19 protein-coding genes and 2 pseudogenes are annotated in these 21,796 nt (G+C 69.2%); 15 read left to right on the forward strand and 6 right to left on the reverse strand.

Annotated elements, in window-relative coordinates; all coding sequences use genetic code 11:
- From AC1Z3W_RS25965 to AC1Z3W_RS25985, 5 genes are all read left to right on the forward strand, one after another.
- The gene (locus tag AC1Z3W_RS25965) at positions 1 to 939 is read left to right on the forward strand and encodes a branched-chain amino acid ABC transporter permease (protein WP_124835178.1); all 939 of its coding nucleotides are present in this window, start codon (positions 1 to 3) and stop codon (positions 937 to 939) included.
- A complete protein-coding gene (locus AC1Z3W_RS25970; protein WP_483508761.1) occupies positions 932 to 2,146 on the forward strand; it encodes a branched-chain amino acid ABC transporter permease in 1,215 nt (404 codons plus the stop codon). The genes AC1Z3W_RS25965 and AC1Z3W_RS25970 overlap by 8 nt, the downstream gene beginning before the upstream one ends.
- Complete coding sequence (locus tag AC1Z3W_RS25975) at positions 2,143 to 2,892, forward strand: ABC transporter ATP-binding protein (RefSeq protein ID WP_483508762.1); 750 nt, start codon at positions 2,143 to 2,145, stop codon at positions 2,890 to 2,892. Before AC1Z3W_RS25970 ends, AC1Z3W_RS25975 begins: the two co-directional genes overlap by 4 nt.
- The gene (locus AC1Z3W_RS25980; protein WP_057924247.1) at positions 2,889 to 3,593 is read left to right on the forward strand and encodes an ABC transporter ATP-binding protein; all 705 of its coding nucleotides are present in this window, start codon (positions 2,889 to 2,891) and stop codon (positions 3,591 to 3,593) included. The genes AC1Z3W_RS25975 and AC1Z3W_RS25980 overlap by 4 nt, the downstream gene beginning before the upstream one ends.
- 161 nt (positions 3,594 to 3,754) lie before the next feature.
- A complete protein-coding gene (locus AC1Z3W_RS25985; protein ID WP_124835170.1) occupies positions 3,755 to 4,501 on the forward strand; it encodes a glucose 1-dehydrogenase in 747 nt (248 codons plus the stop codon).
- Between the two features lie 22 nt (positions 4,502 to 4,523).
- On the opposite strand, the gene AC1Z3W_RS25990 is transcribed toward AC1Z3W_RS25985, so the two are convergent.
- The 5 genes from AC1Z3W_RS25990 to AC1Z3W_RS26010 form a co-directional block, all read right to left on the reverse strand.
- The gene (locus AC1Z3W_RS25990; protein WP_057924249.1) at positions 4,524 to 5,018 is read right to left on the reverse strand and encodes a heme-degrading domain-containing protein; all 495 of its coding nucleotides are present in this window, start codon (positions 5,016 to 5,018) and stop codon (positions 4,524 to 4,526) included.
- A gap of 86 nt (positions 5,019 to 5,104) precedes the next feature.
- The gene (gene iolB, locus AC1Z3W_RS25995; protein ID WP_483508764.1) at positions 5,105 to 5,923 is read right to left on the reverse strand and encodes a 5-deoxy-glucuronate isomerase; all 819 of its coding nucleotides are present in this window, start codon (positions 5,921 to 5,923) and stop codon (positions 5,105 to 5,107) included.
- Between the two features lie 31 nt (positions 5,924 to 5,954).
- Positions 5,955 to 6,884, reverse strand: a complete 930-nt coding sequence (gene iolE / locus AC1Z3W_RS26000; RefSeq protein WP_057924251.1) for a myo-inosose-2 dehydratase — start codon at positions 6,882 to 6,884, stop codon at positions 5,955 to 5,957.
- A gap of 54 nt (positions 6,885 to 6,938) precedes the next feature.
- Positions 6,939 to 8,822: a 3D-(3,5/4)-trihydroxycyclohexane-1,2-dione acylhydrolase (decyclizing) gene (gene iolD / locus AC1Z3W_RS26005; RefSeq protein WP_057924497.1), complete on the reverse strand. Its 1,884-nt coding sequence runs from the start codon at positions 8,820 to 8,822 to the stop codon at positions 6,939 to 6,941.
- 46 nt (positions 8,823 to 8,868) lie between these two features.
- Positions 8,869 to 10,827, reverse strand: a complete 1,959-nt coding sequence (locus AC1Z3W_RS26010) for a bifunctional 5-dehydro-2-deoxygluconokinase/5-dehydro-2-deoxyphosphogluconate aldolase (protein ID WP_483508765.1) — start codon at positions 10,825 to 10,827, stop codon at positions 8,869 to 8,871.
- A 308-nt stretch (positions 10,828 to 11,135) separates the two neighbouring features.
- Between AC1Z3W_RS26010 and AC1Z3W_RS26015 the strand changes: the two genes are divergently transcribed.
- The 8 genes and pseudogenes from AC1Z3W_RS26015 (at position 11,136) to AC1Z3W_RS26050 (ending at position 18,791) form a co-directional block, all read left to right on the forward strand.
- Positions 11,136 to 12,062, forward strand: a complete 927-nt coding sequence (locus AC1Z3W_RS26015; protein ID WP_124835164.1) for a sugar ABC transporter substrate-binding protein — start codon at positions 11,136 to 11,138, stop codon at positions 12,060 to 12,062.
- Positions 12,063 to 12,130: 68 nt separating this feature from the next.
- Entirely contained in the window at positions 12,131 to 13,705 is a 1,575-nt protein-coding gene (locus AC1Z3W_RS26020; RefSeq protein ID WP_124835163.1) for a sugar ABC transporter ATP-binding protein, read from the forward strand.
- Between the two features lie 27 nt (positions 13,706 to 13,732).
- On the forward strand, positions 13,733 to 14,758 hold the full coding sequence (locus AC1Z3W_RS26025) for an ABC transporter permease (RefSeq protein ID WP_057924255.1): 1,026 nt from the start codon (positions 13,733 to 13,735) through the stop codon (positions 14,756 to 14,758).
- A gap of 37 nt (positions 14,759 to 14,795) precedes the next feature.
- Positions 14,796 to 14,894: pseudogene (locus tag AC1Z3W_RS26030) on the forward strand (sugar phosphate isomerase/epimerase); the annotation flags it as partial.
- A gap of 138 nt (positions 14,895 to 15,032) precedes the next feature.
- Entirely contained in the window at positions 15,033 to 16,046 is a 1,014-nt protein-coding gene (gene iolG, locus AC1Z3W_RS26035; protein ID WP_057924256.1) for a bifunctional inositol 2-dehydrogenase/D-chiro-inositol 1-dehydrogenase, read from the forward strand.
- A gap of 59 nt (positions 16,047 to 16,105) precedes the next feature.
- Positions 16,106 to 16,406: pseudogene (locus AC1Z3W_RS26040) on the forward strand (AP endonuclease); the annotation flags it as partial.
- Between the two features lie 66 nt (positions 16,407 to 16,472).
- Positions 16,473 to 17,645, forward strand: a complete 1,173-nt coding sequence (locus tag AC1Z3W_RS26045) for a Gfo/Idh/MocA family protein (RefSeq protein ID WP_124835162.1) — start codon at positions 16,473 to 16,475, stop codon at positions 17,643 to 17,645.
- Positions 17,646 to 17,906: 261 nt separating this feature from the next.
- Positions 17,907 to 18,791 carry a MurR/RpiR family transcriptional regulator gene (locus tag AC1Z3W_RS26050; RefSeq protein ID WP_057924258.1) on the forward strand — a complete coding sequence of 295 codons (885 nt, stop codon included), beginning with the start codon at positions 17,907 to 17,909 and terminating at the stop codon, positions 18,789 to 18,791.
- A gap of 62 nt (positions 18,792 to 18,853) precedes the next feature.
- Here AC1Z3W_RS26050 and AC1Z3W_RS26055 read toward each other — a convergent pair whose 3' ends face one another.
- Positions 18,854 to 20,374 (reverse strand): CoA-acylating methylmalonate-semialdehyde dehydrogenase, encoded by a 1,521-nt coding sequence (locus tag AC1Z3W_RS26055; protein ID WP_124835161.1) that lies wholly within the window; start codon positions 20,372 to 20,374, stop codon positions 18,854 to 18,856.
- A 108-nt stretch (positions 20,375 to 20,482) separates the two neighbouring features.
- Here AC1Z3W_RS26055 and AC1Z3W_RS26060 point away from each other — a divergent pair, with 108 nt between their 5' ends.
- Positions 20,483 to 21,418 (forward strand): LysR family transcriptional regulator, encoded by a 936-nt coding sequence (locus tag AC1Z3W_RS26060; RefSeq protein ID WP_006759565.1) that lies wholly within the window; start codon positions 20,483 to 20,485, stop codon positions 21,416 to 21,418.
- Positions 21,419 to 21,551: 133 nt separating this feature from the next.
- Positions 21,552 to 21,779 (forward strand): sulfurtransferase TusA family protein, encoded by a 228-nt coding sequence (locus AC1Z3W_RS26065; RefSeq protein ID WP_006753156.1) that lies wholly within the window; start codon positions 21,552 to 21,554, stop codon positions 21,777 to 21,779.
- Positions 21,780 to 21,796: the final 17 nt, after the last annotated feature.

Consider the following 21,796-nt stretch of genomic DNA (forward strand, 5'->3'; position numbering starts at 1 on the left):
GTGCACGCGTTCGCGCTCCAGGCGTTCAACGGCCTCAGCTACGGGTTGCTGCTGTTCATGCTGTCGGCCGGCCTGACGCTGATCTTCAGCGTGCAGGGCGTGCTCAACTTCGCGCATGCGAGCTTCTACATGCTCGGCGCGTACGTCGGCTACAGCATCGCGGCCGGTGCGGGTTTCTGGCCCGCGCTGGTGCTCGCGCCGCTCGCCGTCGGGCTGCTGGGCGCCGGCTGCGAGCGCTGGCTGCTGCGCCGCGTGCAGGCGCGCGGCGGCCATACGAGCGAACTGCTGCTGACCTTCGGCCTCGCCTACCTGATCGGCGAGGGCGCGAAACTCCTGTGGGGCCTCACGCCGCTGCCGGCCCCGGTGCCGCCGCTGTTCGACGGCGCGCCGGTGACCGCGTTCGGCCTCGCGCTGCCGCGCTACCGGCTCTTCATGATGACGATGTCCACGGCGATGCTGGTTGCGCTCGGCGCGCTGCTGCGCGTGTCGCGCATCGGGCTCGTCGTGCGCGCCGCGCTCACGCACCGCGCGGCCGTCGAGGCGCTCGGCTACGACGTACCGCGCGTGATGACGGGCCTGTTCGGCGCGGGCACCGCGCTCGCGGCGCTGGCCGGCGTGATCGGCGCGCCGCTCGCGGTGATCGAACCGGCGCTGGCCGAGACGGTCGGGTCGGTGGTGTTCGCGGTGGTCGTGATCGGCGGGCTCGGTTCGCTCGGCGGTGCGTTCGTCGCGTCGCTCGCGGTCGGCTTCGCGCAGACCTTCGCGGCGTCCAGCGACACGTCGCTGCGCGACCTCGCGCAACGGGCGGGCGTCGCGCTGCCCGACAGCGTCGCGGCCGTATCGATCGCGCAGCTCGCCCCGCTGGTTCCGTACCTGCTGCTCGTCGCGGTGCTGGTCGCCCGTCCGCGCGGCTTGTTCGGCGAGCGTGTCGATGGATAGCCGCGCGCGGGCCGGCGCGCTGCGCTGGGTGCTGTTCGCCGCGTGCGTCGCGCTGCCCGCGTGGCTGTGGCCGCATGGCGCGGTGCTCGGCTATCTCGCGCAGACGGCCGCGCTCGTCGTGCTCGCGCTGTCGTACAACCTGCAGCTCGGCACGACGGGGCTGCTGTCGTTCGGCCACGCCGCGTTCGCGGGCCTCGGCGCATTCGCCGCCGCGCACTGGTTCAATCGTGTCGGCGGCCCGTTGCCGCTGCTGCCGCTCGTCGGCGGCGTGGCAGGCGCCGGCTTCGGGTTCATGGCCGGCCTGCTTGCGACACGCCGCGCGGGCACCGTGTTCGCGATGATCACGCTCGGTCTCGGCGAATGCGTCGCGGCCGCCGCATGGAGCGTGCCCGCATGGTTCGGCGGCCTCGGCGGCGTGCCGATCGACCGCGCGAGCGGCACGCCATGGGGCGGCTGGCAGTTCGGCGCGCCGGCGCAGGCCTACGCGGTGATCGCCGCGTGGTGCATCGTGTCGGCGCTGGCGATGCGCGCGCTGACGCGCACGCCGCTCGCGCGGCTCGCGAACGCGGTGCGCGACAACCCCGCGCGCGTGGCGGCGCTCGGCACCGAGCCGCGCCGCGTGCGGCTCGCGATTGTCACCTGCGCGTCGTTCTTCGCGGGTATCGCCGGCACGCTGACGCTGATCGACGTCGAGATCGCGACGCCCGACAGCCTGTCGATGGCGCGCTCGGCGACCGTGCTGATCGCCGCGGTGATCGGTGGTACCGGCACGTTCTTCGGGCCGGCGGCCGGTGCCGTGGTGCTGACCGCGCTGAGCGTGGTCGTCGCGGGCGTGTCGCGTGCATGGGCGCTGTATCTCGGCGTGCTGTTCGTCGCGGCGCCCGGCGGGATCGCGGGCGTCGCACAGACGTTCGTGCATGCGTTGCGCCGCGACGCGCCGGCCGCCGAGCGCTGGCGCGTGCTGTGCGGTGTCGGCGCCTGCGTGTTCTGGGGCGTCGCGATCGTCTGCGCGGCCGAGCTCGGCTATGCGTGGCGCTTCGCGCAGGACGACGGCGCCGGCACTGCATTCGGCGCGTGGGGCATCGATGCCGATGCGCCGGCCGGCTGGGTCGTCGCGTGCTCGGCGGCCGGCATCGGCACGCTGCTGTGGGGCTGGCGCGCGCGGCTGATGAACCACGGGCATGGCAAGCGGGAGGGCGAGCGATGAACGGCAACGCGATCGCGCTCCACGGGATCGTGCAGCGCTTCGGCGCGCAGACCGTGCTCGACGGTATCGAGCTGAACGTGTCGGCCGGCGAGCGTCACGCGCTGATCGGGCCGAACGGCGCGGGCAAGTCGACGCTGTTCGGCGTGATTGCCGGCGCGACGCGGCCGACGCGCGGACGCGTCGTGCTGCACGGCGTCGAGTTGCGCGGGCGCGGGCCGGTCGTCGCGAGCCGGCTCGGCATCGGCCGCAGTTTCCAGCAGACGAGTGCGTTCGCGCGGCTCTCCGTGTTCGACAACCTGCGCTGCGCGGCGCTGCATGCGCCGGACGAGCGGCGGCGCTGGTGGAACCGGCTGCGCGAATCGGCGTCGGTCGATCGCGCGGCCGCGCGCGTGCTGCACGACATCGGCCTCGATGCGCGGCGCGACGCGCCGGCCGGCGAACTCGGCTACGCGGAACAGCGCGCGCTCGATCTCGGCATCGCGCTCGCGAGCGGCGCGCGCACGCTGCTGCTCGACGAACCGACGGCCGGCATGAACCGCGACCAGGCCGCGCGGATGATCGCGCTGATCTGCGCGACGACGCAGGGCCGCACGGTGCTGATGATCGAGCACGACATGGATGCGGTGTTCGGCTTCGCCGAGCGCGTCACGGTGCTCGTGCGCGGCACGGTGGTCGCGACCGGGGCGCCGGACGCGATCCGCGCGGACCGGGCCGTGCGCGCCGCCTATCTCGGCGAGGACGCATGAGCGCGCTGCTCGACATTCGCGGCCTGCGCGCGTGGTACGGGATGCAGCCCGTGCTCGACGGCGTCGATCTCGCGCTCGCGCCGGGCGAGACGCTCGCGCTGCTCGGCCGCAACGGCTCGGGCCGCTCGACGCTCGCGAAGGCCGTGATGGGGCTCGTGCGCACCGCGGGCTCGGTGCGCATCGCCGAAATCGAATGCGCGGGCGCCCGCACGTTCGAGATCGCGCGACGCGGCGTTGCCTACGTCGCCGAAAGCCGCGACGTGTTTCCGCTGCTGAGCGTGCGCGACAACCTGCGGCTCGGGCTGCGCGGGGCACGCGGCGCGGCCGAACGCACCGCGCTCGACTCGTTGTTCGCACGCTTTCCGCTGCTGGCCGCGCGCGCGGACGTGAAGGCAGGGCGGCTGTCCGGTGGCGAACAGCAGGTGCTCGCGCTGGTGCGCGCGCTCGCGGGCCGCCCGCGCGTGCTGATCGTCGACGAACCGGCTGAAGGGCTCGCGCCGCTGGCCGTCGACGAGGTCGGCGCGTGTCTCGCCGCGCTGCAGGCCGACGGCGTCGCGATCCTGCTGATCGAGCAGCGGCTGCAGCTCGCGCCGCGGCTTGCGCAGCGCGTCGCGGTCATGGGCCGGGGTCGGATCGTCTACGACGGCGCGCTCGACGGGCTCGGCGGCGACGTCGTCAGTGCGTGGTTGAGTGCCGGCTGACCTCACGCCGGCCGATTGTTCGGCAAACCCCGCCAGTCAATTCGCGTCGAGCCGCTTTATCGTCGCCGCGCTAATCGCGAAGATTGCCAGCAAGGCCGGTGCGCCGCGACACACGCGACCGGTACCCATCCATCGAAGTATTCCAACTGAGGAATGAAATCATGAGCAAGCTGGCAGGCAAGGTAGCGATCGTCACGGGCGGGTCCAAGGGTATCGGCGCCGCGATCGCGAAGGCGCTGGCCGCCGAAGGCGCGTCGGTCGTCGTCAACTATGCGAGCAGCAAGGCCGGCGCCGACGCCGTCGTGAGCGCGATCGTCGAAGCGGGCGGCCGCGCGGTCGCGGTCGGCGGCGACGTGTCGAAGGCAGCGGACGCGCAGCGCATCGTCGATACCGCGATCGAGACCTATGGCCGTCTCGACGTGCTGGTCAACAATTCCGGCGTCTACGAATTCGCGCCGATCGAGGCGATCACCGAAGAGCACTATCGCCGGCAGTTCGATACGAACGTGTTCGGCGTGCTGCTGACGACGCAGGCGGCCGTCAAGCATCTCGGCGAAGGCGCGAGCATCATCAACATCAGCTCGGTGGTGACGAGCATCACGCCACCCGCGAGTGCCGTGTACAGCGGCACCAAGGGCGCCGTCGACGCGATCACGGGCGTGCTCGCGCTCGAGCTCGGCCCGCGCAAGATTCGCGTGAACGCGATCAACCCGGGGATGATCGTGACCGAAGGCACGCACAGCGCGGGCATCATCGGCTCGGACCTCGACCGGCAGGTGCGCAGCGAGACGCCGCTCGGCCGCCTCGGCGAGCCGGACGACATCGCGTCGGTCGCCGTGTTCCTCGCGTCGGACGATGCACGCTGGATGACCGGCGAGCGCCTCGTCGCGAGCGGCGGGCTGCACTGACCGGGCGAGTCGGCGCGCGCCGCTACGCGATCATCGCGAGCGCGTTCGCGCCCACATGCCAGCGCAGGCTCTCGACGACGAGCGCGTGGTCGCGTTCGTCGTCGAGCCCTGCGATCGTCATCGCGCCGACGATCCCGCCGCCGGCAAGCCGCAATGGCACGCCGCCGCCGTCGAGCGCATAGTCGGCGTCCGACAATCCCTGCGACTGCAACGACCATCCGGCGCGGCGAAAGCGCGCGCCGACCTCGAGCGAGCTGGCGCCGAAACGGAACACCGTGTTCTGCCGGCGGCGGATCGCGTCGCTGTCGTCCGCGCGGCTGCCGTCGAGCGCGCAATAGAACAGCGGTGCGGTTTCACCGGCGATGCCGACCGCGATCGGCAGCCCGCGGCGCGATGCGAGATTGACCGCGATGTCGCCGAGCCGGCGTGCGACGTCGGCATCGAAGCGCGGCAGCATCGGCGCCGACGCTGGGTCGCGGAAGGGCGTGGGTGCGAAGCGCGGGAAGGGGATTGCCATGGCGGCTCCGTGTCGTCGCAAGTCCGGCTCGTGCGCGCGCGTGCTGCGTCGCGCGCCGGCCGTCGATCGTTCAGCGCATCAAACCGTCAGCGCTTGGGCGCCGCGTCGAGCATCCATTCGTGCGCGGGATCGTTCCTGAACGCCCACGCGCGGCTCGGCCCGGCCATCACGTTCAGGTAATACAGGTTGTAGCCGTGCGGCGCGACGACCGGGTGGTAGCCGCGCGGCACCATCACGACGTCGTGGTTCTCGACCGCGCACGCTTCGTCGAGGCTGCGATCGTCCGTGTACACGCGCTGGAACGCGAAGCCCTGCGGCGGATCGATCCGGTGGTAATAGGTTTCCTCGAGCGACGTTTCGTCGGGCGCCGCATCGCGATCGTGCTTGTGCGGCGGATAGCTGCTCGAATGGCTCGCGGGCGTGATCACTTCGACGACGAGCAACCGGTCGGCAGCCGGGTTGTCGCCCATCAGGATGTCGCACACGTAGCGCGTGTTGGTGCCTTGTCCGCGCACCGCGCGGCGCATCCGTTCGCCGTCGAGGCGCTGCACGCGCTTGTCGCCGCTCGCGTAAGGCGCGGTGCACAGCGCGACTTCCGCGTCGCGCGTCGCGACCAGCGTGACGGTCTTGCCGCCCGGCACATACAGCGCGTCCGGCGATACTTCCTCGAACACGCTGTCGCGCTTGCCGAGCGCGTCGTAGGTTTCGCCGTCGACTTCGGCACGCAGCGTGCCGGTGAGCACGACGACGCACAGTTCGCGCGCGCCGGTGTCGAGCGTTTCGGTGTCGCCGGCCTTCAGGCGCAGCGCGCGAAAGCCGACGTGTTTCCAGCCGGCCGACTCGGGCGTCACGTTGCAGATTTCGCGGTCGGCGGATGCCTTGACCAGCAGGGGAGAAATCGTCATGGGGTGAGGGTCCTCGATGAGATGACAGGGCTCACGCGCTCAATCGGTCGACGATCGCGCGCAGCGACTCGTAGCCCTTCTTCGCATACTGATAGCTCGGCGCGACGGCCGGGTCCTGCTCGGCCTCGACGACGAGCCAGCCTTCGTAGCCGGCGTCCTTCAGCGTGCGCAGCGTCGCTTCGTAATCGAGCGCACCGTCGCCCGGCACCGTGAAGGTGCCGTTGATCACGCCGTTCAGGAAGCTCCAGCCGCCGTTGCGCGCCTGCGTGACGACCTGCGGGCGCACGTCCTTGCAATGCACGTGCACGACGCGTGCCACGTGCTTCTTCAACAGTGCGACCGGATCGGCCGCGCCGCCGAAGTACGCATGGCCCGTGTCGAACAGCAGGAATACCTTCGCGGGATCGGTCAGCGCCATCAGGCGGTCGACGTCGTCCGGCGATTCGACGTACGCGCCCATGTGGTGATGGTAGGCGAGCTTGATCCCGTAGGTCTCGAGCAGGTGTGCGCCGAATGCGTCGAGGCGTGCCGCGTAGCGCCGCCAGGATTCATCGTCGACGAAGCGTGGCCGCTTCGCGACCGGCGTGTCGATGCTGCCCTGGATCGTGCCCGCGCATTCGCCGTACACCACGACCTTCACGTCGTTGATCTGCAGCTTCGTCATGTGCGCGCGGCAGCGCTCGATCTCGGCGGCGAGCGCGTCGGCATCGCTCATGCCCGGCGCGACTTCCGCGAGGAAGCCCGAATACCAGCCCGACACGCACACGAGCCCGAACTCGGCGAGCTTCGCCTTCAACTCGGGGCCGGTCTTCGGGAACTTGTTGCCGAGCTCGAAGCCCGCATAGCCGATCTCGGCGCCTTCCTTCAGCGCCGTCTCGAGCGGCGTCTCGCCGCCGAGCGACGGCAGGTCGTCGTTCATCCACGACAGGGGATTGATACCGATGCGAACGTTCCAGCTCATGACGTGCTTCCTTGGTTCGAATGTTGTTTTCGCGGGGCGGGGCAGGGAAACGAATCAGCGCCGCTGCCGGGTTTTCTCGTCGAGATACGTCTGGTGCGCGCGTTCGACGCCGGCGCGCGCGGACACCTGCGGCACCGCGACTTCCCACCATGCGCCGCCGTCCGCGGTCGTGCGCGCGTGCGTCGTGTCGATCACGAGCACCTGGCTCGTCTTCGCCGCGCGCGCACGCTTCATTTCGCGGCGCAATTCGCCCACGTCGCGCACGTGCACGGCTTCGGCGCCCATCGCGCGCGCATGCATCGCGAAGTCGATCGTCGAGCGTTCGCCGCCTTCGGGCACGCAGTCGTCGAGCATGTTGTTGAAGCTCGCGCCGCCGCAATTCAGTTGCAGCCGCTCGATGCAGCCGTAGCCGCGGTTGTCGAGGATCACGACGATGATCTTGCGGCCGAGCATCACGGACGTCGCGAGCTCCGCGTTGAGCATCATGTACGAGCCGTCGCCGACGATCACGATCACTTCGCGCTCGGGCCGCGCGAGTTTCGCGCCGAGGCCGCCCGCGACCTCGTAGCCCATGCACGAGTACGCATAGTCCATGTGATAGTTGCCCGGCATGCCGCTGCGCCACAGCTTGTGCAGCTCCGCCGGCAGCGTGCCGGCCGCGCACACGACGAGATCGTCGCGCGCGCTGTCGCGCCCCGCGTCGGCCGCGGAGTCGCGCACCGCGCCGATCACTTCCGCGTCGTACGGCAGCGTGTCCTTCGGCACGCGGGTGGTCAGTTCGGTCACGCGCGCATGCCACGCGGCGGCCTGGTCGCGGTTTGCGGCGGTCCACGCCGCCTCCGCTTGCCAGCCCGCGAGCGCGGCCGACAACTGGCCGAGCCCCGTGCGCGCATCGGCGATCAATTGCCGGCCGCGCTTCTTGCCCGCGTCGAACGGCTGCACGTTCAGGCTCAGCAGCGTCGCATGGCCGAACAGCGCGTGCGAGCCGGTCGTGAAGTCCTGCAGGCGCGTGCCGACCGCGAGCACCACGTCGGCCTGCGCGGCCGCGCGGTTCGCGGCGGGCGAGCCCGTCACGCCGATCGAGCCGAGGTTCAGCGGGTGGTCCCACGCGAGGCTGCCCTTGCCGGCCTGCGATTCGGTGACCGGCACGCCGTGCGTATCCGCGAACGCGCGCAGCGCGTCCCACGCCTGGCTGTACAGCACGCCGCCGCCGGCGACGATCAGCGGTTTCTTCGCAGCCTTCAGCACGTCGAGCGCTTCCGCGAGCTCGAGCGCGTCGGCCGGCGGCCGGCGCATCCGGATCACCGGCGGCGCGAAGAAATCCTCGGGCCAGTCGTATGCGAAGGTCTGCACGTCCTGCGGCAGCGCGAGACACACGGGCCCGCACTGGGCGGGATCGGTCATCACCTGGATCGCGCGCGGCAGCGCGACGAGCAACTGCTCGGGCGACGTGATCCGGTCGAAGTAGCGCGTCACCGGCCGGAAGCAGTCGTTCGCGCTGAGGTCGCCCTGCTCGAAATCCTCGACCTGCTGCAGCACCGGGTCGGGCAGCCGCGATACGAACACGTCGCCGGGCAGCAGCAACAGCGGCAGCCGGCCGACGTGCGCGAGCGCGGCGGAGGTCAGCATGTTGGTCGCGCCGGGGCCGATGCTCGACGTCGCGGCCATCATCCGCTGGCGGAAGTTGGCCTTCGCGAACGCGACGGCCGCATTCGCCATCCCTTGCTCGTTATGCGCGCGCAGCGTCGGCAGACGGTCCTTCTCGGCGTGCAGCGCCTCGCCGAGCCCGGCGACGTTGCCGTGGCCGAAGATCGCGAACACGCCGCCGCAGTACGGCAGGATCTCGGTGCGGCCGTCTGGCTGGACGACTTCGGCGCGCAGGGCGGCCAGGTAGCGCACGAGCGCCTGGCTGACGGTCAGTCTCACGGTGGTGGTCATCGTTTGTCGATCATGAAGAGTCGGGTGGTCATCACGGGCATCGGCATCAGGCGGCTGCGGCGGCGCGCGCGGCGGCACGGCGGCCGAGCCACGCGTCGACCAGCTGCGCGAAATTGCCGGCCACTTCGTCGATCAGCGCCTGGTCGTCGATCCGGCCGGCAAGCCAGTGCAGCGACGCGTCGGCCCACAGCGTGCGCCCGACCATGAAGCCCTTGACGATCGGGTTGGTCGCCGAGCGGAAGCTGTCGACGAGGTATTGCAGCGGCTGGTTCAGCCCGAGGATCACCGCGCCGCGGCAATGGCGGTCGCGCTCGGCCACGAGCGCCTCGAGCCGCGCCCAGCCGTCGGCGCTCATCGGCGCGAGCTTCCACCACTCGGGCATCACGCCGAGGTTGTAGAAGCGCGCGACCGTGCGCAGCACCGCGTCGTCCTCGGTGCCGGCTGGCGTGACCGCGCGCGGCGGAATGATTTCCAGCAGCAGTTCGTTGCCGCTCGCGCGCGTGGCTTCCCACAGCTCCAGCACGCGCTGCTCCTGCGCGACGCGCAGGTCGACGTCGTCGTCCGGGTGGTAGTGGACCAGGCACTTCACGACCTGTTCGGTCGGCCAGTGCGTGAGCGACGAGCCGACCGAGCGCGTGTCGTCGAAGCACAGCGGCCGCGAGCCGGGCAGCTCGACCGGGCGGCCGACCCACCAGCCGCGGCCGGTGGCCGATGCGAGTGCGTCGCTGCCGTATGCGCCGCCGTCGATCAGCACGCCGACATGACCTTCGATATGACGATCGCGCTCGACCTGTTCGGCCGCGCGCACGAGCAGGCGCTTCAGCGTCTTGATCCGCGCTTCGTCCGCGCCGGCCTGCACCGCGAGTTCGTAGAACTGGCTGCGATGGTCGAACGCCATCACGCACAGGTCGTCCCATTCGCGACGCGGCACCGTCACGCGATGCAGGTGTGCCAGCGTGCGATCGGCGTCCACCTGCGGGTTGCGGCTGCCGCCGAACCAGTGCGCGAGTTCGGCGGGCGTCGGCATCGCGGCCGAGCACGCGTGGCGCGACACGACGATCGCGCCGCACGCATTCGCGATGCGCGTCGATTCGGCCCAGTCGCGCCCGCGTAGCAGCCCGGACAGCAGGCCCGACAGGAACGCGTCGCCCGCGCCGAGCACGTTCAGCACGTCGACGCGTTCGCCGTGGAAGGTCGGTGCATCGTCGATGCGGGCGGGGATGTCGCCCTCGATCACGCAGCAGCCGAGCGCGCCGCGCTTGACCACCAGCACCGCGCTGCTCGCGCGGCGCACGGCCTGCAGCGATGCGATCAGGTCGTGCGGCACGCCGCCCGCGATCAGGAACTCCTCTTCGGTGCCGACCAGCAGGTCGAATTCGCCGAGCACCTGCTGCAACTGCCGCGTGACGTGCGCATCCGGCACATAGCGGTTCTCGCCGGCGCCGCGCGCGGTCAGCCCCCACAGCACGGGCCGGTAGTCGATGTCGAGGATCCGCACGACGCCGTGGCGGCGCGCATACGCCAATGCCGTCAGCGACGCTTCGCGGGTGCCGGGTGTCGAAAGATGGGTGCCGGTGATCGCGAGCGCGCGGCAGCCGGCGATGAAGTCCTCGCGGATCTCGTCGGCGCGCACGGCCATGTCCGCGCAGTTCTCGCGCACGAACAGCAGCGGGAACGTGTCGCGATCCTTCAGCCCGAGCAGCACCAGCGCGGTCAGCCGTTCCGGATCGGTCTGCAGCTGGCTCGTGTCGCAGCCTTCGCGCTCGAGCGTCTCGCGCACGAAGCGGCCCATCTGCTCGTCGCCGACGCGCGAGATCATCGCGGTTTTCAGCCCGAGCCGGGCGACGCCGAACGCGACGTTGCCCGACGAGCCGCCGAGATACATCTGGAAGCTGCGTGCGTCCTCCAGGCGGCTGCCGTACTGCTGCGCGTAAAGATCCACGGCGACGCGGCCGAGGCAGGCGAGATCGATGGGGCGGTCAGTCGGAAAGTTCAACGGGCTCATATCACGTATCACGCTCGCGGCCGGCGTGCGACCCTGCCGGCAGATTGGGGGACCGATCCTGCGACGGCGCTCCGTCACGTGTGCGGCACGACACGGGAATACCTGCCGCGAGGAATCGGGCTACGGAACGGAGTCTAGACTTTTTGGAAATCCAGTTCCCTAGGTGAAATCACGTAGAAATAAATTTCCAAATTTTCGAGGAAGTGATCTACAGTTTCATCCGGATGCTTGAGTCCGGATCGGACTCGGCCCGACGGCGCGCAACGCGCCGCTTTCCGCCCCCGGAGATGAGAGGAGACAGAGTGATCATGAAGACCAAGCTGATGGCCGCCGCGGCCGCCGCGATCCTGGCCATGCCGCTCGCGCATGCCGAGAAGATCGGCGTGACGATGGCATCGTTCGACGACACGTTCCTGACGATCCTGCGCAACAGCATCGGCGACGCGGCAAAGAAGGACGGCGCGACCGTGCAGATCGAGGACGGCGGCAACGACGTCGGCAAGCAGTTGAGCCAGGTCCAGAACATGATCGCGCAGAAGGTCGACGCGATCATCGTGAATGCGGTGGACACCGACGCGACGCCGAAGATCACGAAGATGGTGACCGCCGCGAAGATCCCGCTCGTCTACGTGAACCGCAAGCCGGTCGACTTCGACAAGCTGCCGGCCGGCGTCGCGGTCGTCGCGTCCGACGAGAAGCAATCGGGCACGCTGCAGGCGCGCCAGGTGTGCAAGCTGCTCGACGGCAAGGGCGACATCCTCGTGCTGATGGGCGAGCTGTCCAACGAGTCGGCGCGCGCGCGTACCAAGGACATCGAGGACGTGATCGCGACCAAGGACTGTTCCGGCATGAAGATCGTCGACAAGCGCGAAGGCAAGTGGAGCCGCACGCAGGGCCAGGACATCACGATGAACTGGCTGAGCTCCGGGACCAAGTTCGACGCGATCGTGTCGAACAACGACGAAATGGCGATCGGCGCGATCAACGCGCTGAAGGCCGCGCGCAAGCTGACGCCGAAGACGGTTGTCGCGGGCATCGACGCGACGCCGGACGGGCTCGCGGCGATGAAGAGCGGCGAGCTGAAGGTGTCCGTCTACCAGAACGCGGCCGGGCAGGGGCAGCAGGCCGTCGCGGCCGCGCTCAAGCTCGCGAAGAAGCAGCCTGTCGACCGCTACGTGAACGTGCCGTTCGAGCTCGTCACGCCGGAGAACATGAACCAGTACGCGAAGCACTGACCGGTTTTACCGCTGAACTGCGCGAGCCCGGCGCGTCCGGGCTCGCGTGTGACTTTCGAGGAACGTCCATGTTTACAGCCAGGATGGCGCGCTCGATGGCCAGCGAAAGCGCGCCGGCCGCCTCGCGCGCCGCACCCGGTTCGCCCGGTGCGCCCGCCGCCGATTGCCTGCTCGAGGTGCGCGGCGTCGGCAAGTCGTTTCCCGGCGTCGTCGCGCTCGACGGCGTGCAGTTCCGCGTGCGCCGCGGCACCGTGCATGCGCTGATGGGCGAGAACGGCGCCGGCAAGTCGACGCTGATGAAGATCATCGCCGGCGTCTACACGCCCGACCAGGGCGAGATCCTGATCAACGGCGAGCCCGTCGTGCTGAACGGCCCGCTCGACGCGCTCGATCGCGGGATCGCGATGATCCACCAGGAACTCAACCTGATGCCGTACATGACGGTCGCGGAGAACATCTGGATCCGCCGCGAACCGAAGAACCGCTTCGGCCTGATCGATCATGCCGAGCTGCGCCGCCGCACCGCCGCGCTGTTCGAGCGGCTGTCGATCGACATCGACCCGGAAGCCGACGTGCGCACGCTGACGGTCGCGAGCCGCCAGATGGTCGAGATCGCGAAGGCCGTGTCGTTCGACTCCGACGTGCTGATCATGGACGAGCCGACTTCCGCGCTGACCGAGAAAGAGGTCACGCACCTGTTCCGGATCATTCGCCAGCTGCGCGAGCAGGGCAAGGGCATCGTCTACATCACGCACAAGATGAACGAGCTGTTCGAGATCGCCGACGAGTTCTCGGTGTTCCGCGACGGCAAGTACATCGGCACGCACGCGTCGACCGACGTCACGCGCGACGACATCATCCGGATGATGGTCGGCCGCGAGATCACGCAGATGTTCCCGAAGGAAGAAGTGCCGATCGGCGAGGTCGTGCTGGCCGTGAAGAACCTCGGCGTCGACGGCGTGTTCCGCGACGTCAGCTTCGAGCTGCGCGCGGGCGAGATTCTCGGCGTGGCCGGCCTCGTCGGCTCGGGGCGCTCGAACGTCGCGGAGGCGCTGTTCGGCGTCGTGCCGGCCACCGCCGGCGAGATCCGGATCGACGGCAAGCCGGTGCGCATCACGACGCCCGCGCAGGCGATGAAGCACGGGATGGCCTTCCTCACCGAGGACCGCAAGGACACCGGCTGCTTCCTGAATCTCGACCTGCTCGCGAACATGGAAGCGGCCGTGCTCAGCAACCGCTACGTGAAGTTCAATTTCGTGCGGCAGGCGCAGCTGAAGCGCGACTGCGAGGAAATGAGCCGGATGCTGCGCGTGAAGACGCCCGGGCTGCACGAGGAGATCCAGAACCTGTCGGGCGGCAACCAGCAGAAGGTGCTGATCGGCCGCTGGCTCCTGACCCAGCCGCGCATCCTGATCCTCGACGAGCCGACGCGCGGGATCGACGTCGGCGCGAAGGCCGAGATCCACCGGCTCGTCAGCGCGCTCGCCGGCAAGGGCGTCGCGGTACTGATGATCTCGTCGGAGATGCCGGAGGTGCTCGGCATGAGCGATCGCGTGATGGTGATGCACGAAGGCCGGATGACCGGCATCGTCGAACGCAAGGACGCCGACCAGGTCCGCATCATGGACCTGGCCTCGCGCTGAGCCGCAACAAGCATGGAGACAACTGAAATGGGCAACCTGAATCCGGTCGCGGACGCGCAGTCCCTGACGATCAAGACGCGGCACGCGAAGTGGCCGCCCGAACTGAGCATCTTCCTGGTGCTGGTGGGCATCAGCCTGTTCTTCGAGGTGATCGGCTGGATCGTCGTCGGGCAGAGCTTCCTGTTCAACGCGGAACGGCTCGAGATCATCGTGCTGCAGATGGCCGTGATCGGCATCATCGCGGTCGGCGTGAACCTCGTGATCATCACCAGCGGGATCGATCTGTCGTCGGGGTCGGTCGTCGCCGCGGCGGCCGTCGTGTCGGCCAGCCTTGCGCAGGTGTCCGATTTTCCGCGCGCGGTGTTCCCGCACCTGACCGACCTGCCGATCATCTGGCCGGTGCTGGCGGGCGTATGCGTCGGGCTGCTGGTCGGCCTGCTGAACGGCTCGCTGATCGCGCTGACCGGCATCCCGCCGTTCATCGCGACGCTCGGCACGATGGTGGCCGCGCGCGGCTTCGCGAAGTGGTTCACCAACGGGATGCCGGTGTCGATGCTGACCGACCAGTTCGCGGCGATCGGCGCGGGCGCGAACCCGGTGATCATCTTCGTCGTGGTGGCCGCGATCTTCCACGTCGTGCTGCGCTACACGCGCTTCGGCAAATACACGTATGCGATCGGCGCGAACCGCCACGCGGCCGTCGTGTCGGGCATCAACGTGACGCGCCACCTGGTGTTCGTCTATGCGATCGCGGGCCTCCTGAGCGGCATCGCCGGCACCGTGACGGCCGCGCGTGCGATCTCCGGCCAGTCGGGCATGGGCGTGATGTACGAGCTCGACGCGATCGCGGCCGTCGTGATCGGCGGCACGTCGCTGTCGGGCGGCCTCGGACGCGTGACGGGCACCGTGATCGGCGTGCTGATCCTCGGCGTGATGACGTCCGGCTTCACGTTCATCCGGATCGACGCGTACTACCAGGAGATGGTCAAGGGCGCCATCATCGTCGCGGCCGTGATCGCCGACCAGTACCGCAACAAGAAGTCGCGCCGCTGAGCGGCTGCGATCGATGCCGACAGCGACCGGGAAGAAGATGAAGATTGCTCTGGATCCCTGCATGATTCGCGACCTGCCGCTCGACCGGCTGCCGCACGCGTTCGCCGAGCTCGGCGACGACCGGATCAAGCTGTCCGGCGCTACGTCGAGCGCCATTTCGAGCACGCGGCGCGCTGACCCGCTGTTGGCCCGCGGTCGCCCCGTTGCCTGACCCATTGCAGACCGGCGCGGCACGGGCCGCGCCGTTGATGAACGACAGACTGGAGATATCCGGATGACCTTGCAAATCGGCGTGATCGGCTGCGGCGCGATCGGCCAGGACCATATTCGCAGGCTCACGCGCACGCTGTCCGGTGCACGCGTGGTGGCCGTCAACGACATCGATCCGCAGCAGGCGCGCGATGCAGTGACGACGTACGGGCTCGACGCGGAAATCTACGCCGACGGCCACGACGTGGTCGCGGCCGCGGACGTGCAGGCCGTGCTCGTCACGTCGTGGGGGCCGACGCATGAAGCGTTCGTGCTCGACGCGATCGCGCACGGCAAGCCGGTGTTCTGCGAGAAGCCGCTCGCGGTGACCGCCGAAGGCTGCATGCGGATCGTCGAGGCCGAGGTCGCGCACGGCCGCCGGCTCGTGCAGGTCGGCTTCATGCGGCCGTACGACGAAGGCTATCGCGCGCTGAAGCGCGTGATCGACAGCGGCGAGATCGGCGCGCCGCTGATGCTGCATTGCGCACACCGCAACCAGTCGGTCGGTGAGCGCTACACGACCGACATGGCGATCACCGACACACTGATCCACGAGCTCGACGTGCTGCGCTGGCTGCTCGGCGAGGACTACGCGAGCGCACAGGTCGTCTACCCGAAGAAGACGCGCCATGCGAGCGCGCATCTCGCCGATCCGCAGATCGTGCTGCTCGAAACCGCGAGCGGCGTGCGCATCGACGTCGAGATCTTCGTCAACTGCCAGTATGGCTACGACATCCAGTGCGAGGTGGTCGGCGAGAACGGCATCGCGAAGCTGCCCGACCCGCCGGCCGTCGGGCTCAAGCATGCGGCGCGGCAATCTGTCGAGATCATGACCGACTGGAAGGAGCGCTTCATTGCGTCGTACGACGTCGAGCTGCAGGCATTCATCGACGGCGTGCGGCAGGGCGCGCTGACCGGCCCGTCCGCGTGGGACGGCTACGCGGCGGCGGTCGCGGCCGACGCGTGCGTGCGCGCGCAGCAAAGCGGGGCGGTCGAGCCGATCGCGATGGCCGAGCGTCCGGCGTTCTATCGCGGCTGACCCGCGGCCATGCGGCTACGCGCGCGGCCGTGTGCCGCCTTCGTGCCGGACTGACCGACATGACGATGCGGATTGGCCGCGCACCTCGCTGCCGGGGCGTCGATGACATGAGCAACCCGCACCAGCCGCCGTGGCGGCAGGTGCGCGCCGACGCCGCGCAGGCCGGCTATTCGTCGGGCATCGAGCTCGGGCCCCCGCGGCTACCTCCCGCTCGAACTCGACGTGGTGAGCGCTGAGCTCGACCGGCAGCGCCTGGGCATCACTGCCGGCACGATCTTCGACGATCTGGTGTCGCCGGAGAACCTGCCGAACCCGCTGCGCCAGACGCGCGAGATCTGCGCGCTGGTCCCGCGTCGGCCGGATTCGCGTGAACGATCGACTGCCTGAACCTCTGAACCTCTGAACACGGACAGGAACACGACAATCATGATCGACGGACAGATTCTGCTCGGACATTCGATTCCCTGGGGCATGGTCGGCGGCGGCCTCGGCAGCCAGATCGGCTACAGCCACCGGTCGGCCGCGGTGCGCGACGGCAGCTTCCAGCTGGTTGCCGGCGCGTTCGATATCGATGCCGAGCGCGGCCGGCAGTTCGGCGTGAAGCTCGGTGTCGACGCCGAGCGCTGCTACCCTGACTACCGGACGATGTTCGACGCCGAGGCGAAGCGCGCCGACGGCATCCGCGCGGTGTCGATCGCGACGCCGAACAATACGCACTTCGAGATCTGCCGCGCGGCGCTGAACGCGGGGCTGCACGTGGTCTGCGAGAAGCCGCTGTGCTTCACGACCGAGGAGGCCGAGACACTGCAGCGGCTGTCGGTCGAGAAGAACCGCATCGTCGGCGTCGCGTACGGCTATTCCGGACACCAGATGATCGAGCAGGCGCGCGAGATGATCGCGCGCGGCGATCTCGGCGAGATCCGCATCGTGCAGATGCAGTTCGCGCACGGCTTTCACAGCGAGGGTGTCGAAGCCGCCAGCGCGGCCGCACGCTGGCGCGTCGACCCCAAGTTCGCGGGCCCCAGCTACGTGCTCGGCGACATCGGCACGCACCCGCTGTACATCTCGGAAGTGATGGCGCCCGCGCTGAAGATCCGCCGGCTGATGTGCTCGCGGCAGAGCTTCGTGAAGAGCCGCGCGCCGCTCGAGGACAACGCGTTCACGATCATGGAATACGACACGGGCGCGATCGGCTACGTGTGGTCGAGCGCGGTGAACGCCGGCTCGATGCACGGGCAGAAGGTGCGCGTGATCGGCTCGAAGGCGAGCGTCGAATGGTGGGACGAGCATCCGAATCAGTTGCGCTACGAAATCCAGGGGCAGCCCGCGCAAGTGCTCGATCGCGGGATGGGCTATCTGCATTCGCACGCATTGCGCGAGGATCGCATCGGCGCCGGGCACCCGGAAGGGCTGTTCGATGCGTGGTCGAACCTGTATGCGCGCTTCGCGCTCGCGATGGACGCAGCCGATCGCGGCGACGCACAAGCGTTGAAGGACATCCGCTTTCCGGACGTTCACGCGGGCGTCGAAGGCGTGCGGTGGGTCGAGAATTGCGTGCGTTCCGCCGACGCGGGCGGCGTGTGGGTCGACTATCGTTGAGCGTTGCCGGCCGGCGTACCGCATCGGGCGCCGGCCTTGGTAGACGCCCTAATCTTTACGACGCCGCGAGCACGTTGGAAAATTGTTTCCAGCAGCACATGGAGCGTGTGCAGGTGATGATCGAGCGCGTGGGAGCGAGCGTGCGGCACGGGCCGTGCCGCAAACGTGATTAAATTCGCCCTTCATGCATGTATTCAGGGGAGTCCCGGGCCGCGGCCGTCAGCTGCGCGCGCACCGGGGCCGTCAACTTCGCGCTATCCGATGAGTTCATCCGAGAAACCTCCCGCCACCGTCGAGCAGTTCCTGCAGCATCTGACGCAGGAATACGACGGCCTCAGCAATCGCCTGAAGGTGATTGCGCGTCACGTGGAAACGCATCGGGACCAGCTTGGCCTGGAAGGCATCCAGTCGCTCGCGGAGGCGTGCGGCGTCCAGCCGTCGGCCGTCGTGCGGTTCGCGAAGCATTTCGGCTTCTCCGGCTTCTCCGAGATGCAGCGTCTGTTCCGCGAGGGCCTGGCCCAGCAGATCGCGCCGGGCCGCGCGTACAACCTGCGATTGCGCGACGTGATCGAATCGGGCTCGTCGAGCCTGCAACCCGAGCAGATCGCCGACGAATTCATCAAGGGCAGCATTGCCGGGATGCAGCAGCTGCGGCAGACGCTCGATCCGCAGGCGCTCGCGCAGGCCGTCGACCTGCTCGCCGACACGCAGGCGATCTGGATCGCCGGCTCGCGGCGCGCGTTTCCGATCGCCGTGTATCTCGACTATGCGCTGCAGCACACCGACAAGCGCATCGGCCTGTTCAGCGCGCTCGGCAGCATGCATCTCGGGCAGATCCGCTCGGTGCGCGAGGGCGACGTGATGATCGTGATCTCGTTCATGCCGTATGCGGAAGAGACGGTGCAGGTCGCGCAGCAGGCCGTGCAGCGCGGCGCGCGCCTGATCGCGATCACCGACAGCCGGATGAGCCCGCTCGCGCGGGAGGCCGAGGTGACGCTGATGGTGCAGGACAGCGAGACGTTCGGGTTCCGCGCGCTGACCGCGACGATGGGCCTCGCGCAGAGCCTGTTCGTCGCGCTCGCGTACCGGCTCGAGCTGTCGTACCTGCCGACCTCGGACGGCGCGCACGGCACGAAGGCCGGCTGACGCCGGCCTTGCATTTGGCCGCCGCGCGCGGAATCGACCGGCGGGCGGCGCGTCGACGACGCTTACTTCGCGGTCGGCATCGCGAACTCGGCGCCCTTGCCGATGCTCGACGACCAGCGCTGCATCACCGACTTCTGACGCGTGTAGAAGCGCACGCCTTCCTCGCCGTACGCATGCATGTCGCCGAACAGGCTCTTCTTCCAGCCGCCGAAGCCGTGCCATGCCATCGGCACCGGAATCGGCACGTTGATGCCGACCATGCCGACCTGGATGCGCCGCGCGAATTCGCGCGCGATGCCGCCGTCGCTCGTGAAGCATGCGACGCCGTTGCCGAACTCGTGCGCGTTGATCAGGTCGACCGCTTCGCCGAAGTCCTTCACGCGCACGCAGCCGAGCACCGGCCCGAAGATTTCTTCCTTGTAGATGCGCATGTCGGGGCTCACGTGATCGAACAGCGTGCCGCCGGTGAAGAAGCCTTCCTCGCGACCCGGCACACGCAGCCCGCGGCCGTCCACCACGAGCTGCGCGCCTTCGCTGACGCCTTGCTCGATATAGCCTTCGATGCGCTTGAGCGCCTCGCCGGTGACGATCGGGCCCATCTCGACTTCCGGTGACATTCCGTCGCCGATCACCAGCTTGCGCGCGCGCTCGGCCACCGCCGGCACGATCTTGTCCGCGACGTCGCCGACCAGCACCGCAATGCTGATCGCCATGCAGCGTTCGCCGGCCGAGCCGTACGCGGCGCCGATCAGCGCATCGACCGCCTGCTCGATGTTCGCGTCGGGCATCACGACGAGGTGGTTCTTCGCGCCGCCGAGCGCCTGCACGCGCTTGCCCGACTGCACCGCGCGCTGCTGCACGTAGGCCGCGATCGGCGTCGAGCCGACGAAGCTGACGGCCTGCACGTCCGGATGGTCGAGCAGCGCGTCGACCGCGCCCTTGTCGCCCTGCACGACGTTGAACACGCCGGCGGGCAGGCCGGCCTGCGTGAGCAGGTCGGCGATGAACAGCGCAGCCGATGGGTCGCGTTCGCTCGGCTTCAGCACGAACGTGTTGCCCGTCGCGAGCGCGACCGGGAACATCCAGCACGGCACCATGCACGGGAAGTTGAACGGCGTGATGCCCGCGACGACGCCGAGCGGCTGGCGCATCGTCCAGTTGTCGATGCCGGTGCTGACCTGGTCGGTGAAGTCGCCCTTCAGCAATTGCGGCACGCCGCATGCGAATTCGATGATGTCGATGCCGCGCGCGACTTCGCCCTGCGCGTCGGAGAACACCTTGCCGTGCTCGGCCGTGATGATCGCCGCGAGCGTGTCGCGGTGCTCGTTCATCAGCTGCAGGAAGCGGTGCAGCACGCGTGCGCGGCGGATCGGCGGCGTCGCGGCCCAGGCCGGGAACGCGGCGTGGGCGGAGGCGACGGCCTGCTGCACTTCGTCGCCGTCGGCGAGCGCGACGCGGCGCACCGCGCGGCCGAGCGCGGGATTGAGGACGTCCTGGAAGCGGCCGCTGCGGCCGGCAACGGACGCGCCGTCGATGTAGTGGCCGATGTCGGCGTCGGACGTGTAGGCGGGAACCGGGTTCATCGTGTCTCCTGGGGATGGGGGTGGACGGAACCTAGTCTAGGCAAAGCGGCGGGGCGGGAGAAGGCCGCGTAGCTTGATTCACTGTTCAGAATTCTGAATAATCAGTGGATGAATCAGCAAAATGTCCAGGCGCTCTGGCCGCATATCCATTCGCTGACGGTGCTGGCCGCGGCCGGCAGTTTCACGGCCGCCGCGCAGCGGCTCGGCATCAGCAAGGCCGCGATGAGCCAGCGCATCGCCGATCTCGAGAAGGCGGCCGGCGTGCCGCTCGTGCGGCGCACCACACGCAGCGTGCGGCTCACCGATGCGGGGCAGACGCTCGTCGACAGCACGCGCGACGCGTTCGAGTCGATCGGCCAGCACTTCGCACGGGTGAAGGACCTGGCCGGCGAACCGCGCGGGCTACTGCGCGTGACGGCGCCCGTCGCGCTCGGGCGCCAGCAGGTGGTGCCGCACCTGCCCGATTTCCTGCGGCAGCATCCGGGCGTGCACATCGAGCTCGACCTGTCCGACCGGCTGCATTCGCTGACGCAGGAGGGTTTCGACCTCGCGATCCGCCATACGACGACCGCGCCGCAGACCCACGTCGCGTGGAAATTGTGCGACACGCGTTCGTTGCTGGTCGCGAGCCGCGACTACCTCGACGCGCGCGGCGCGCCGCGCCACCCGAGCGAACTCGTCGACCACAGCTGCCTGTGCTACCTGCGCGACAACGAGCCGGCCGCCTGGAGCTTCGAGCCGGACGGCCGGCGCCGCCAGCGCGTGAGCGTGCCGGTGCGCGGCAGTTTCGCGGCCAACAACAGCGAGGCGATGCGCGAGGCCGCGCTCGGCGGGCTCGGCATCGCGCTGCTGCCGGATTTCAGCGCGCAGCGCGATCTCGACGCCGGCCGGCTCGTCGCGCTGCTCGACGGCTGGCGGCCGTCGGGCGCATTCGGCGACCACATCTTCGCGATCCGGCCGTACAGCCCGGTCGTGCCGAGCGCGGTGCGCGCGCTTGTGCGGCACCTGCGCGAGCGGCTCGCGGGCGGTTTCTCCGGCGCCTGACGCGCGCTTGGCGGGACGAGCGCGGGCGTGCCGCGTCGCATGGCCGGCCGCCCGGGCAGCCGCAGTCGCGCTGCGGTAAAATCGCCGCTTCCTCCAGCGCCCGTGTGGCGCGTCATTCGAAGGTCGACAGCCGATGCAGATTCACAAGGAAGTGGACGCGCGCGGGCTCAATTGCCCGTTGCCGATCCTGCGCGCCAAGAAAGCGCTCGCCGATATGGAGAGCGGGCAGATCCTCAAGGTGCTCGCGACCGATCCCGGCTCGCAGCGCGATTTCGCCGCGTTTGCGAAGCAGACGGGCAACGAGATCGTCGAAGTGACGACCCAGGACAAGACGTTCGTGTTCCTGATGCGCCGCCGCTGACGGCACGCATCACGCGC

This window comes from Burkholderia sp. 10_S31, assembly GCF_056930375.1.